This is a genomic window from Streptomyces sp. NBC_01244 (genome assembly GCF_035987325.1).
Lineage (GTDB): Bacteria > Actinomycetota > Actinomycetes > Streptomycetales > Streptomycetaceae > Streptomyces.
This window is the reverse complement of record NZ_CP108488.1, coordinates 6,868,138-6,880,595: the sequence shown is the minus strand read 5'-3', so window position 1 is coordinate 6,880,595 and position 12,458 is coordinate 6,868,138. Positions and strand designations below refer to the sequence as shown.

The 12,458-nt window shown below is 74.5% G+C and carries 9 protein-coding genes; 3 read left to right on the top strand and 6 right to left on the bottom strand.

Annotated elements, in window-relative coordinates; translation table 11 throughout:
• Positions 1-45 precede the first annotated feature (45 nt).
• Complete coding sequence (gene miaA / locus OG247_RS30980; RefSeq protein WP_327255261.1) at positions 46-984, bottom strand: tRNA (adenosine(37)-N6)-dimethylallyltransferase MiaA; 939 nt, start codon at positions 982-984, stop codon at positions 46-48.
• Positions 985-1,158: 174 nt separating this feature from the next.
• On the opposite strand from miaA, the gene OG247_RS30975 reads away from it, so the two are divergent.
• Together OG247_RS30975 and OG247_RS30970 are read left to right on the top strand one after the other, a co-directional pair.
• Positions 1,159-1,374 (top strand): gliding motility protein, encoded by a 216-nt coding sequence (locus OG247_RS30975; protein WP_327255260.1) that lies wholly within the window; start codon positions 1,159-1,161, stop codon positions 1,372-1,374.
• A gap of 22 nt (positions 1,375-1,396) precedes the next feature.
• Complete coding sequence (locus OG247_RS30970) at positions 1,397-1,642, top strand: antitoxin (RefSeq protein ID WP_266881466.1); 246 nt, start codon at positions 1,397-1,399, stop codon at positions 1,640-1,642.
• 99 nt (positions 1,643-1,741) lie between these two features.
• Here OG247_RS30970 and OG247_RS30965 read toward each other — a convergent pair whose 3' ends face one another.
• Together OG247_RS30965 and miaB are read right to left on the bottom strand one after the other, a co-directional pair.
• A complete protein-coding gene (locus tag OG247_RS30965) occupies positions 1,742-2,449 on the bottom strand; it encodes a class III extradiol dioxygenase subunit B-like domain-containing protein (RefSeq protein ID WP_327255259.1) in 708 nt (235 codons plus the stop codon).
• 691 nt (positions 2,450-3,140) lie between these two features.
• A complete protein-coding gene (miaB, locus tag OG247_RS30960; RefSeq protein WP_327255258.1) occupies positions 3,141-4,658 on the bottom strand; it encodes a tRNA (N6-isopentenyl adenosine(37)-C2)-methylthiotransferase MiaB in 1,518 nt (505 codons plus the stop codon).
• Positions 4,659-4,774: 116 nt separating this feature from the next.
• Here miaB and OG247_RS30955 point away from each other — a divergent pair, with 116 nt between their 5' ends.
• Positions 4,775-5,770 carry a TAXI family TRAP transporter solute-binding subunit gene (locus tag OG247_RS30955; RefSeq protein WP_327255257.1) on the top strand — a complete coding sequence of 332 codons (996 nt, stop codon included), beginning with the start codon at positions 4,775-4,777 and terminating at the stop codon, positions 5,768-5,770.
• A gap of 18 nt (positions 5,771-5,788) precedes the next feature.
• Here the strand turns inward: OG247_RS30955 and OG247_RS30950 are convergent, their stop codons facing one another.
• The 3 genes from OG247_RS30950 to OG247_RS30940 form a co-directional block, all read right to left on the bottom strand.
• Positions 5,789-6,706 (bottom strand): ROK family protein, encoded by a 918-nt coding sequence (locus OG247_RS30950; RefSeq protein ID WP_327257703.1) that lies wholly within the window; start codon positions 6,704-6,706, stop codon positions 5,789-5,791.
• A gap of 104 nt (positions 6,707-6,810) precedes the next feature.
• Complete coding sequence (locus OG247_RS30945) at positions 6,811-7,929, bottom strand: LacI family DNA-binding transcriptional regulator (protein WP_327255256.1); 1,119 nt, start codon at positions 7,927-7,929, stop codon at positions 6,811-6,813.
• A gap of 8 nt (positions 7,930-7,937) precedes the next feature.
• The gene (locus OG247_RS30940) at positions 7,938-12,245 is read right to left on the bottom strand and encodes an NEW3 domain-containing protein (RefSeq protein WP_327255255.1); all 4,308 of its coding nucleotides are present in this window, start codon (positions 12,243-12,245) and stop codon (positions 7,938-7,940) included.
• Between the last annotated feature and the right edge of the window lie 213 nt (positions 12,246-12,458).

Here is a 12,458-nt window from a genome sequence, read left to right as displayed (position 1 = left end):
CAGGCCCGGGACGGGCGTGCGGGGCGTCCCGATGCCATCACGTGATCAGGCTGTGACCGCTCGTTCGACCAACGACTGCGCGAGTCCGGCGAGTTCTTCCCGGTCCTCGGCGGCCCCGCTGAGCCAGTGCACCCTCGGATCACGGCGGAACCACGAGTCCTGCCTGCGGGCGAACCGCTTGGTGGCGCGGACCGTCTCGGCGCGCGCGTCCTCCTCCGTGCACTCCCCGGCGAGGGCGGCCAGTACCTGCTGGTAGCCGAGCGCCCTGGAGGCGGTGATTCCGCCCCGCAGGCCGGCGGCCTCCAGCGTGCGGACCTCGTCCACCAGCCCGGCCTCCCACATCCGGTCCACGCGCAGCGCGATCCGCTCGTCGAGCTCGGGCCGGGCCACGTCCACACCGATCTGGACCGTGTCGTAGACGGACTCGTGGCCGGGCAGGTTCGCGGTGAACGGCCGTCCGGTGATCTCGATGACCTCCAGCGCGCGCACGATGCGGCGGCCGTTGCTGGGCAGGATCGCCTGCGCGGCGGCGGGGTCGGCGGCGGCGAGGCGGGCGTGCAGGGCGCCGGGGCCGCGCAGGGTGACCTCCGCCTCCAGCCGGGCCCGGACCTCGGGGTCGGTTCCGGGGAACTCCATGGCGTCGAGCGCGCCGCGCACGTAGAGCCCGGAACCGCCGACGAGGACCGGTGTACGGCCCTGGGCGAGCAGCTTGTCGATCTCGGCGCGGGCGAGGCGCTGGTACTCGGCGACGCTCGCCGTCTCGGTGACGTCCCAGATGTCGAGGAGGTGGTGCGGGACCCCTCCGCGTTCCTCGGTCGTCAGTTTGGCGGTACCGATGTCCATCCCCCGGTACAGCTGCATCGAGTCGGCGTTGACGACTTCGCCGTCGAAATGACGGGCCAGGGCTACGCCCAGATCGGACTTTCCGGCGGCGGTGGGTCCTACGACGGCGATGACCCGCGGGGCGGGGGCTGCTTTCCTCACCGCACCAGTCTCGCAGCCCCTCGTCAAGGCATCGCCATGTACCCGATCGAGCTACGTGACGGGATCGGACCGGGGTCGTTGCCTTGGCGGGGTTCCGGCCGGGCGTACGTCTGCCGTACGGCGGCCCGCCCACGGCGGAACTTCACTCACACGAGTAACGTTATAGGAGTAGACATGGGCATTTTGGACCGGCTTCTCGGCCGCAAGACCCAGGCGACGACCGACGAGGCCGTTTCCGCGGATCTGACGGCGGAGTCCGCGACGGCCGACGAGGCCGGGACCGAGCAGGCTGTGGCGGAGGAGAGCGCGGTGGAAGCCGTCGAGATTCCGAAGCAGCAGTCGGCGGAGGTCAGCGCGGACAGCGAGGCCGCAGAGGGTGCCCGTACGTAGCCTCGCTATTGGAAGGTGACCCATGGGCCTGCTGGACAATCTGAAGGCCAAGCTCGCGCCCGCGAAGGACAAGGTCGGCGACCTCGCTGCTCAGCACGAGGGCAAGATCACCCAGAATCTGGAGAAGGTGGCCAAGGCCGTCGACTCCAAGACCAAGGGCAAGTACAGCGGCCAGATCTCTAGCGGCGCGGACAAGGCGAAGGACGCCCTGGGCAAGATCGCGCACAAGGACGCTCCCGGCGGGCCGACGCCGCCGGCCGCTTCCTGACGCGGTCCCGGACTGACCGGAATCAGAGAAGGGGCGCGGCACCTTTGGGTGCCGCGCCCCTTCTCCGTTTCTCCGTGCCGCCGTGCGGTCCCGCCGCCGCTACGACCAGGCCGCGACGAAGTACCCGACCCCGTACGGGGCGTCCTCGTACAGCAGCCGCCCTTCGAGCCCGGCGCCCTCCGCGGCGCCCGCGAGCACCTGCCAGGGGGCCCGGCCGGCGGCCTGGAGCTCGGCGGCGAGTCCCGGGTCGAGGGCGGCGAGGGCCGTCAGGTCGGCGGTGCCGAGCGCGCGGGCCGCCTTGGCGTCGAAGGCGGCGGCGCGTTCGTCGAGGTAACCGGGGGCCTTCAGGGAGCGGCAGGCGCTGCCGTCACCCATGACGAGCAGGGCGACCCGGTCCTCGCGTGCGGCGAGCTCCCGGCCGGCCTCCAGACACCGCTCGGTGTCCAGCGGCCCGGCGACCCCGAACCCCTCCAGGGGCGCGGCGCCCCAGCCGGCCCGGCCGAGCAGCCAGGCCCCGACGGCCAGCGGGGCGGGCAGCAGGCGCGGGCCCTCCTCGCCCTCGCCCAGCCGTACGTCGGCCCCGGCGCCGAATCCGCGGAAGGTGCCGCGGGCGCCCTGGGGATAGGCACCGTGGTGGTCCGGGTCGCAGGCTCCGACCACGACGAGCAGGTCGGGCCGGGAGGCGGCGAGCACGGACAGCGCGTCGGAACACGCGGTCCGGGCATCGCCGAGTTCGGCGGCGGCGCCCGTGGCGAGCTCCGGCAGGAGCATCGGCGGGGCGGGGCAGACGGCGGCGGCTACGAGCATGATCCGCAGCGTAGCCGTGACCGGGGCGGGTCGGGGCCGGTACCGCTGCGCGGGGCCGTCTCCCCGGGTGCCCTGCCGGCCGGCGTGCTGCTGCGCGGGTGCCCTGCCCGGGCTGCGGCCCGGCGCCGCTGCGGCCCCGGCACGTACCCGGTCGGCCCGGTGCCCGATGCCGCTGCGGGGGGCGCCGAGCGCGCCGTCGCTGGGCGGAGCAAGGAGTCCCCTACCCGCCCTTCCACCGTTCCCCGGGCTCCGCCCGGACCCGTTGCCGGGTGCGGCGCCGTTCCCGGGGGCCAGCCCCCGGACCCCCGCTCCTCAAACGCCGGAGGGGCTGGATTCAGCCGAGGCGGGCTGGATGGCGCGGAGCGCCATTCCAGCCTCGCCGGCGTTTGAGGCGCGGGGTCCGGGGCGGAGCCCCAGGGGGGTCCGGGCGCAGCCCGGGGAACGGGCGAAGGGCGGCTAGGGGACCTCGCCCCGCAGGGCCGACCCAGCCGCACCCGCCCACCGGACCGCACGCCGGGACGGCAGTGGCGAGCACCCCGACCCACCACCGCCGGACGGAGTCCGGCGCAGCGGCGCGAAGCCGGGGAGGCCCGCCAGGGCCGAGCCGCGCGAGCGGCGCGTCGAAAAGGTGCCCGGCGCAGCGGCGCGAAGCCCAGGAGGCCCGCCAGGGCCGAGTGGTGCGAGGGACGCGTCAAGAAGGAGAAGGTGCGGCGCAGCCCGACGTCGTCACCGGGAGGGGGGCCGGGACGCCCAGGGTCGGGATGCCCAGGAGGACGCCCTTCGGCTGCGCCGGAGCCGCGTTGCGCTTCTCCCAGGCGTCGCCCGCGCGGGTCCGGCGTACCGCCCCCGTCGGGCCCTCCGCGAGGAGGTGGTGGGGGGCCGCGTAGGTGATCTCGACCGTCACCACGTCACCCGGGCGGACCTCTTCGTCGGGCTTGGTGAAGTGGACCAGGCGGTTGTCGGGGGCACGGCCGGAGAGGCGGTGCGTGGCGCCGTCCTTGCGGCCTTCGCCCTCCGCGACCATGACCTCCAGGGTCCGGCCGACCTGCTTCTTGTTCTCGTCCCAGGAGATCTCCTCCTGGAGGGCGACCAGGCGCATGTACCGCTCCTGGACGACCTCCTTGGGGATCTGCCCCTCCATGTCGGCGGCCGGGGTCCCGGGGCGCTTGGAGTACTGGAAGGTGAAGGCGTTCGCGAAGCGCGCCTCGCGCACGGCGTGCATGGTCTGCTGGAAGTCCTCCTCCGTCTCACCGGGGAAGCCCACGATGATGTCGGTGGAGATCGCGGCGTGCGGGATGGACGCGCGGACCTTCTCGATGATGCCGAGGAAGCGCTCCTGGCGGTACGAGCGGCGCATCGCCTTCAGGATCGTGTCCGATCCGGACTGCATGGGCATGTGCAGCTGCGGCATGACGTTGGGGGTCTCGGCCATCGCCGCGATCACGTCGTCGGTGAAGTCGCGCGGGTGCGGGGAGGTGAAGCGGACCCGCTCCAGGCCCTCGATGGCGCCGCAGGCGCGCAGCAGCTTGGAGAAGGCCTCGCGGTCGCCCAGGTCGGAGCCGTAGGCGTTGACGTTCTGGCCGAGCAGGGTGATCTCGGAGACGCCCTCGGCGACGAGTGCCTCGACCTCGGCGAGGATGTCGCCGGGACGGCGGTCCTCCTCCTTGCCGCGCAGCGCCGGGACGATGCAGAAGGTGCAGGTGTTGTTGCAGCCGACGGAGATCGAGACCCAGGCGGCGTACGCGGACTCGCGCCGGGTGGGGAGCGTGGAGGGGAAGGCCTCCAGCGACTCGGCGATCTCGATCTGCGCCTCTTCCTGAATGCGCGCGCGCTCCAGCAGGACGGGCAGCTTGCCGATGTTGTGCGTGCCGAAGACCACGTCGACCCAGGGGGCGCGGTCCACGATCGTGTCGCGGTCCTTCTGGGCGAGGCAGCCGCCGACGGCGATCTGCATGCCGGGTCGCTTGGTCTTCATCGGCGCGAGCCGCCCGAGATTGCCGTAGAGCTTGTTGTCGGCGTTCTCACGGACGGCGCAGGTGTTGAACACGACGACGTCGGCGTCGCCGTCGGAGCCCTGGGGCGCGCGGACGTACCCGGCGTCCTCCAGCAGGCCTGACAGCCGCTCGGAGTCGTGCACGTTCATCTGACAGCCGTACGTCCGGACCTCGTACGTTTTCACAACAGTCGCCTCGCCGCTCTCGGTACTCACCCAGCAAGGGTACGGGTCGGGCGTGGCGGCCCGGGCCGGGCGTGGGCCGGAGCGGGACGGGCGGGCCGGAAGGGCGGGCCGTGACAGGACGGCGGGTCGGTGGCAGGATCGCGGCCATGCCTCTCGTACCGCCCCGGATCAGCAGGCGCCGTGCCCTGCGGGCCCTGGTGGCCGTACTGGCCGTGCTCTGCGCCCTCGTCTGGTGGCTGCGGCCCTTCGGCCGTCCGGAGCTCACGGGCGGGATCACCCTCAGCACCGGCGTCCAGAAGGGGGTCTACCACCGCTACGGCCAGCTGCTGGAACAGGCGCTCGCCAAGGACGTGCCCGGATTGCGGGTCAGCCTGAAGACCAGCGAGGGCTCGCAGCAGAACCTGCAGCGGGTGGCCGCGGGCGAGGCCGACTTCACGGTGGCGACGGCCGACGCGGTGGCCAAGTACCAGGTCGACCGGAAGCCCGGGGCGGAAAGGCTGCGCGCCCTGGCCCGGCTCTACGACGACTACGTCCAGCTCGTGGTGCCGGCCGGTTCGCCCGTTCAGTCCACCCGGGACCTGCGGGGCAAGCGGGTCGCCGTCGGCCAGGAGGGCTCGGGGGTACGGCTGATCTCGGAGCGGATGCTCACGGCGGCGGGGCTTGACCCGGTGCGCGACGTCACCCCGGTGGCCATCGGCATCGACACCGTGCCGGCGGAGCTGGAGGCCGGCCGGATCGACGCCTTCTTCTGGTCGGGCGGGCTGCCCACCACTGCCGTGAAGGAGCTCTCGGAGCGGTTCGAGATCCGGCTCGTGCAGCTCGGCGACCTGGTGGAGGCGCTCCAGGCCAGCGGCAGCCCCGCGCGGTACTACCGGGCGGCGGTGATGCCCCAGGACGCCTACGACCGCGCCCGCAACACCTCGTCGGTGTCCACCGTGGCGGTGCCGAACCTGCTGGTGACCCGGGAGGACGCGGGCACCGAGCTGACGGAGCAGTTCACGCGCACGGTGATCGACAGGCGGGACAAGATCGGGGCGCAGGTACACGCCGCCCAGCTCGTGGACCTGCGGACGGCGATCTACACCGATCCCCTGCAACTGCACGAGGGCGCGGCCCGCTACTACCGCTCGGTCAAGCCGTAGGGCGTGCCCCGGCCGCCGTCACGACGGCAGCAGCATCGTCGCCGCGGCTGCGGCCCCGATCAGGCCGGCGTGGGTGCCCAGCGTCGCCGGGACGACCTGGAGGTCCTTCACGAAGGACAGGGTCGCGTACGAGGCCAGGTGCGCCCGGACCGGCCCGAAGAGGGTGTCGCCGGAGGCGGCGACCCCGCCTCCGATGACGGCGATGTCGGTCTCGACGAGGGTGGCGGTGGCCGCGATGGCCGCGGCCAGCGCCCGGCCCGCGCGGTCGAAGGCGGCCAGTGCGACGGGATCGCCCGCGGCAGCGGCGGCGGCCACCCCGGCCGCGGTGGCGTCCCCGGCCGGGACCCAGCCCTGGGCCAGGGCCCAGGCCGCGATGGCGGTCCCGGAGGCGAGGGACTCCACGCAGCCGCGGCCGCCGCAGGCGCAGGGCTCCCCGTCGAAGGCGACGCTGATGTGGCCGATGTGACCCGCGTTCCCGGTGGGGCCGGGGTGCAGCTGGTTGTTCAGGACGAGTCCGCCGCCGACGCCGGTGGAGACCACCATGCAGAGCGCGTTGGCGTGCCCGCGGGCGGCGCCCAGCCAGTGCTCGGCGGCGGTCATCGCCACCCCGTCGCCGACCAGCACCGTCGGGATCCGCAGCCCGTGCCGCGCGAGCTCGGCCTCCACCCGGGCCTGTACGGGGAAGCCCCTCCAGGCGCCGATGTTGACCGGGCTGACCGTGCCGAGCGCGGCGTCCACCGGGCCGGCGCTGCCGATCCCGCACCGGACGGCGGAGCCCCACAGCGGGGACTGCGCGAGCTCCGCGACGACCTCCGCGACGGCGGCGAACACGGTGTCCCCGTCGGCGCCGCGCGGGGTGGGGCGGCGGGTGGTGGCCGTCATGGCGCCGTCGGAGTCCACCAGCGCTCCGGCGATCTTCGTACCGCCGATGTCGATCGCGACCGTGGGGCCGGAGTCGGCCGGCGCACCGGCGCGGGGGGCGGGGAATGCGGAGGTGGGGGTGGGAGTGGTCACGATGGCGCTCCAGGAAGGGGTCGGTTTCAGTATGCGGCCGTCGGTGGCGCCGTACTCTCGCGGGGCTCCAGCCTGGGCCGCTCGCTCTCGCGGGACCTCGGCGGGCCCCCCGCGAGGAGGGCGAGGAGCTCTTCGGCGGCGAGCCGGCCGAAGCCGGCGGTATCGCGGACCAGGGCGGTGAGCCGGGGGCGGGTGACCCGGCAGAGCGCGGAGTCGTCCCAGGCGACGACGGAGAGCCCGCCCGGGACCGGGATGCCCAGCTCGGAGGCGACGGCCACGCCGGCCACCGCCATCACGTCGTTGTCGTAGACGATCGCGGTCGGCGGCTGCGGCTCGGCGAGGATCCGCCGGGTGGCCTCCGCCCCCTCGGCGTCGGAGTAGTCGGTGGTGACCGAGCGCACCTGTCCGGGGCCGAGGCCCAGCCGCTCGGCCTCGGCGCGCAGCGAGGCGATCCGGCGGTCGGTGTGGGCGAGTCCGGGCAGTCCGGCGACGTGCGCGATCCGGCGGTGGCCGAGCCCGTACAGGTGGTCGAGCACCTCTGCCATGGCGCCGGCGTCGTCGGCCCGGACGGCGGACAGGGCGGCGGGCGCAGCGGGGTCGGGAGAGGCGGGGTCGGGAGAGGCAGGGTCCGGAGAGGCGGGGTCCGGAGAGGCGGAGGCCGGAGAGGCGGAGGCCGGTCCCGTCTCCCCCACCGTGACGGCCGGCAGGGCGAGCTGCTCGAGCAGGGCGGGGCGCGGGTCGTCGGTCCTCGGGTCCACGACGACGACCCCGTCCACGCGCCGCTCGGCCCACCAGCGGCGGTAGACGGCGCATTCGGCGTCGAGGTCCTCGACCACCTGGAAGAGCAGGGCGATCCGGCCGGCGGCCAGCACCTCCTGGATCCCGGAGACCAGCTGGAGGAAGAAGGACTCGACGCCGAGGGTGTGCGCGGGCCGGGCGAGGACCAGGCCGACGGCTCCGGACAGTTCGCCGGAGAGGGCGCGGGCGGCGCTGTTGGGCTGCCAGCCGAGCTCCTCGGCGACCCTCCGGATGCGGGCGCGGGTGTCCTGGGAGACTCCGGGCCGGTTGTTGAGCGCGAAGGAGACGGCGCTCTCCGACACCCCGGCCTGGCGGGCGATGTCCTTGATGGTGGGTCTGCGGGCCATGGCCTGTCTCATCCCTCGCTGACGTGGACGGCAATGGCCGGACCGTACGCGATCCTGCCCTGGCAGACCGCCTTGACCACGACCCAGTACTCCCCGGCGGGGGTGCACAGCGGCGGCCGCAGCTCGAAGACCGCCCGGGCCTCGCCGTCCGCCGGGACCTCGACGGGCAAGGCGGCGGGGGCCGTCATCTCCCAGGTGCCGAACGGCGAGACGGCGTAGGCCTGCCCGGTCAGGCCGGTACGGATGCCCGTGGAGCCGATCCGTGCCCGTACGAGGGCCCGCCCGCCGGGGGCGACGGTGACGGCGGGCTCCGGCGCGGCCACCCACAGCCCGGCCGGGGCTCCGGCCGGGCCGCCGGGCACGGTGACGGTGAGCACGTCCTCGAAGGTGCCCGCCGGGGTGGTGGCGAGGATCCGGACCAGGTGTTCGCCGGGTTCCGCGCCGGCGGCGGGCTCCACGGTGAGCGGGTAGGAGACGTGGCCGCCGGGCGGGAGCCCGGGCCGCTGCCGGGTCCAGGAGGTGGTCCAGCCCTCCGGTGCCCGGACCTCCAGCCCGGCCGGGCCGCCGTCCGCCTGCCCGTGGGCGGCGAGGGTGACCGTCGCCCCGGCGGGGATCCCGTCACACGTCACGGTGTACGGGGCGTCGCCGAGCGGGGCGGTCCCGGTGTTGTGCAGCCAGTACCGGCTGAACACCGGCTGGTGCGGCTCCCGTTCGTCCTGGCGCGGCGGCATGCCGGATTCCGTGAGCAGCAGGAGCGTGGTCGTCGCGGCGCCCTGGACCTGCCCCTCGAAGAAGCCGGTGGGGCGGTCCAGCAGATCGGCCTCGGCGGCCGGATCCGTCGGCCACAGGATCTCGGCCATCACCGGGCGGCCGTGCGTCTCGCGCAGCCGGACGGCGAGTTCGCGCCGGTCGCCGGAGCCCTCGGCCCGCTTCACCGTCTCGATCAGCACCCGGTCGGCCGGCTCCACGCCGAGCAGCGAGCGCGCGGGCGGCCGGGGCCCCTCGGCGGGGGCGGCCGTGACGGCGGTGAGCGGCTTGTTGAACTCCCGTCCGCGGCGCACCAGGTCCACCGCCCGCCAGTCCCCGGAACCCGCCACCAGCGCGTGCTCGAAGACGTGGGTCCAGTGCTGGAGCTGGAAGGAACTGCCGTCGGGTGCGGTGCGCCTCGGCGGGTCCATCCACGCCCCGCTCGGGCGGCCGGTGCAGGACCGCATCAGGGTGCTGTGCAGCCGCCCGGCGGTGTCGACGGCGAAGCCGGGCGTGCCGCGCACCAGGATCCCGACGGTGCGGTCGGCGTACGGCTCCTCGTGCGGGTACGCAGCCTCGTGCGGGTACGCCGACTCGTGCGCGCCCTCTTCGCCCGCCGGAGCCGGGGCTCCGCCCGCCGGAGCCGGGGCGTCGATCCGGCCCGACGCGGCGACGGCCCGGGCGAGTCGCGCCGGGGGCCCGGCGTGGACCAGGACCGGCAGGTCCCGCAGGCCCGTCAGATCGCAGCCGGGGCTCCAGAGCGTGCGGAGCCCCGCTCGGGCCGCTACCCAGACCTGCCCGTGTTCTCGTAGGGCGTCTCGCAGGGCCTTCTCGTGGGCGGGACCGGCCGACTCCAGCAGCGCCGCGGTGAAGGGGTTGTCCTCGGGGCCGCCGAGTGCGATGCGGAAGTCGGGCAGGCTGCTGTCCACCGCCAGGTCGCCCCAGCGCGGCCCGGCCGCCCGGGTCGGGGTCGCGGTGACCCCGTGCCGGCCGAGGGCGGTGACCAGCTCGCGCAGTCCCGCGGGGGTGTCCGCGTCCGGGAGGACGATCTCCGCCGCGCCCAGGGCCCGGCCGCCCGGGCCGGTCATCGGCGCCGACAGCGCGAACCAGTTCAGACAGGGGCTGTCCAGGGTCCAGGGGGCCCGGGTGTGGTCGGCCCCGGTGTCCGCCTCGGGAAAGGCGAACCCGCGCCCCACCGCGGACGCCGCGGTCTCGGCGACGGGCAGCGCCCCGGGCACGTCCGCCGGGATCCGCAGCCGCAGCAACTGGTCGGAGCCTTCGAAGGCGTGCACCGTCGTGGTGAGTTCCGCCCGGTCCAGGCCGTCCCACAGGGTGGTGGTCCGGGTCCAGCGCACGGGCCCGGTCCGCCCGGTGGCCACGATGCGCGAACCGAGCGGCCCGCGCTCGGCGCGGCAGGACGCGGCGGGCCCGGCGCCCGAACCGGTGCCCGGGCCCTTGGGCAGCAGGTGCCAGGGGCCCTCTTCGAAGTAGGGGTGCTTGTCGTACTCCTCCTGCACGACGAGCTCGTCCACCTCGCCGGGGGTGAGGATCTCCTGCCCGGTGCGCCGGTCCAGCAGCCGGGCCAGGCCGCCGCCGCGCGCGGGATCTGCCTCGGCGCGCAGGAACTCGTTCTGGACGGCATGCCCCGGCGCCGGCTCCCAGCCGCCGGAGAGCGGCGTTTCGCAGGTGGCCAGCCACCAGGTGCGGTGGCCGAGCGCGGGCACCTCCCGGGCGAGGAAGGCCAGTTCGGCGGTCCCGCCGGCGACGGCCTCGACGTGCACGGGCGCCCCGCGGCCCGCTTCGTCCAGGACGGTGATCAGACGGGCGTCACGGTCCTCGGCGAGGCCGAGCGCCGCCAGCTCGACGCGGGTGCGGACCAGGTCGGTGCGGGTCCACGAGACCGGGTTGTGCACGGTCACGGCGAGCGGTCCGGGGCCGCGGGTGTCGGCCGCGGCGGTGAGCGCGGCGAGCGCCTCCTCCCGTACGCCGGCGGCCAGTTCGCGGGCCTCGCGCCAGGTGGGGAGCAGGTCGAGGTACACCTGGTCGGAGAAGGTCCCGGTGACGGCGTCGTGGTGGGCTGCGTGCAGCAGGTGGCGCCAGGCCTTGGACAGGGTCTGCGCGGGGTAGGAGGTCAGGCCTTCGGCGCAAGCGAGGGCGGTGAAGGTCTCGGCCTGTTCGAGGAGGTTCTCGGCGGCCCGGTGCGCCTGTTTCACGTCGGCGTAGGTGACGTCCTTGCCGGTGTAGACCGGGCCCATCTCCCGGGTGACCGGGAGGGGTTGCTCGCCGCGCGCCGCGAGTTCGGCGCGGACGGCGTCGAAGTGGGCGCGCGGGCCGGTGTGTTCCATGCGGGGCCAGCAGTAGCGGCGGTTCCAGGCGTGCTGTACGTCCAAGCCCCAGCGGTGCGGCCAGGAGAAGTCGGTGCCCATCGGGATCAGGACGTTCTTCGTCGCGGCGGCGGTGCGCAGCAGCTCGTACAGGTCCAGCAGCTGTTCGGCGGCGGCCTCGGCGTCCGGTGCCCGGTGGGAGAACCAGCCGGCGGAGTAGTGCGCGGGCAGGTAGTGCAGGAGCAGGCCCTCCCCGCCGGGGGCGATCCACTCGTACTCGGCGGGCAGCTGCATGGCGGCCGGGGCGCGCAGCTCGTCGCCCCAGGTGTCCATCATCGGGCCCCACTGGTGGTGGGGCCCGCGGGCGAGGACGGCGGAGTCGAGTCCGGCGCCGGCCATCAGGGCGGGGAAGGAGGGGTCGTGGCCGAAGACGTCGAGCTGCCAGGCGGTGCGCGGGTCGGCTCCGAGGGTGCCGCGGTGCAGGGCGAGCCCGTGGACGGCGGAGCGGATGGTGGTCTCGGCGGAGGTGAGGTTGGTGGAGGGCTCGTTGTAGGTGCCGCCGACGATCTCCAAGCGGCCTTCGGCGATCAGTGCGCGCAGCTCGGCGCGTTCGGCGGGGTGGGTGTCCCAGTAGGGCTTGAGGTAGTCGACCTCGGAGAGCACGAAGCGGTACGCCGGGTCCTCGCGCGCCTGCTGGAGGTGGAGCGGGATCAGGGTGAAGGCCGGGACGCCGGTGTACTCCCAGCCGCGCTCGGCCTCGCCGGCCTTCGGCGGGGCGTCCCAGAGGGCGGTGTAGGCGGCCTGGGTGTTCCACCACATGGGGTCGTAGTGGAAGTGCGGGACCAGGCGGACGGTCCAGCCGGGCTCGGCGACGACCAGGCCGAAGGGGTGCTCGGCGAGCGGCCGCCCGTCGGGGGTGGCGACGCGGACGGTGGCGGGCAGGAGGGTCCCGGGGGCGGAGCCCGGGGTCCGGACGGCGACCTCGACGGTGGACTCCGGGGCGGGCCGGGGGCCGGACCCGGCCAGATCGGCGCGGGCATCGGTGCCGGCGTAGGCCTCGGCGGTGTCGGCCCGCACGATGCGGAGGTGCGGGGTGGTGATGCCGTCTCCGTGCACCGCCACGTGCAACGGGCCGGCCGGGCGGGCTCTGCGGATGCGGATCCGGACGATCTGCGAGGGGGTTTCCGGCGGGCCGCCGAAGAGGGCCGGGGTGGTGACCGACGTGACGGTAATTCCGCTGTCCATTTCCGCACACTTCCTTGCGTGACAACACCGCTCATCAACAACTAAACCGCATTAGTGCGCTCAGCTTCGGGCGACCGGAACCCGCCTGTCAACCGGACTGAAGCGCATAAGTACCAGAGCTGTGGAGGTCAGGACTTTCATCCCGCCAAGTGGGGACGTTCGGAGATAAGGACCCTGTTGACTTATCCCCCGGACAGGCGGCAGGTTGTGGGC

Coding starts and splice junctions, on each gene's coding strand:
- OG247_RS30970 (WP_266881466.1), top strand. CDS start 1,397: ATGGGCCTGCTGGACAATCTGAAGGCCAAGCTCGCGCCCGCGAAGGAC.
- OG247_RS30975 (WP_327255260.1), top strand. CDS start 1,159: ATGGGCATTTTGGACCGGCTTCTCGGCCGCAAGACCCAGGCGACGACC.
- OG247_RS30955 (WP_327255257.1), top strand. CDS start 4,775: ATGCCTCTCGTACCGCCCCGGATCAGCAGGCGCCGTGCCCTGCGGGCC.
- OG247_RS30945 (WP_327255256.1), bottom strand. CDS start 7,929: ATGGCCCGCAGACCCACCATCAAGGACATCGCCCGCCAGGCCGGGGTG.
- OG247_RS30965 (WP_327255259.1), bottom strand. CDS start 2,449: ATGCTCGTAGCCGCCGCCGTCTGCCCCGCCCCGCCGATGCTCCTGCCG.
- OG247_RS30940 (WP_327255255.1), bottom strand. CDS start 12,245: ATGGACAGCGGAATTACCGTCACGTCGGTCACCACCCCGGCCCTCTTC.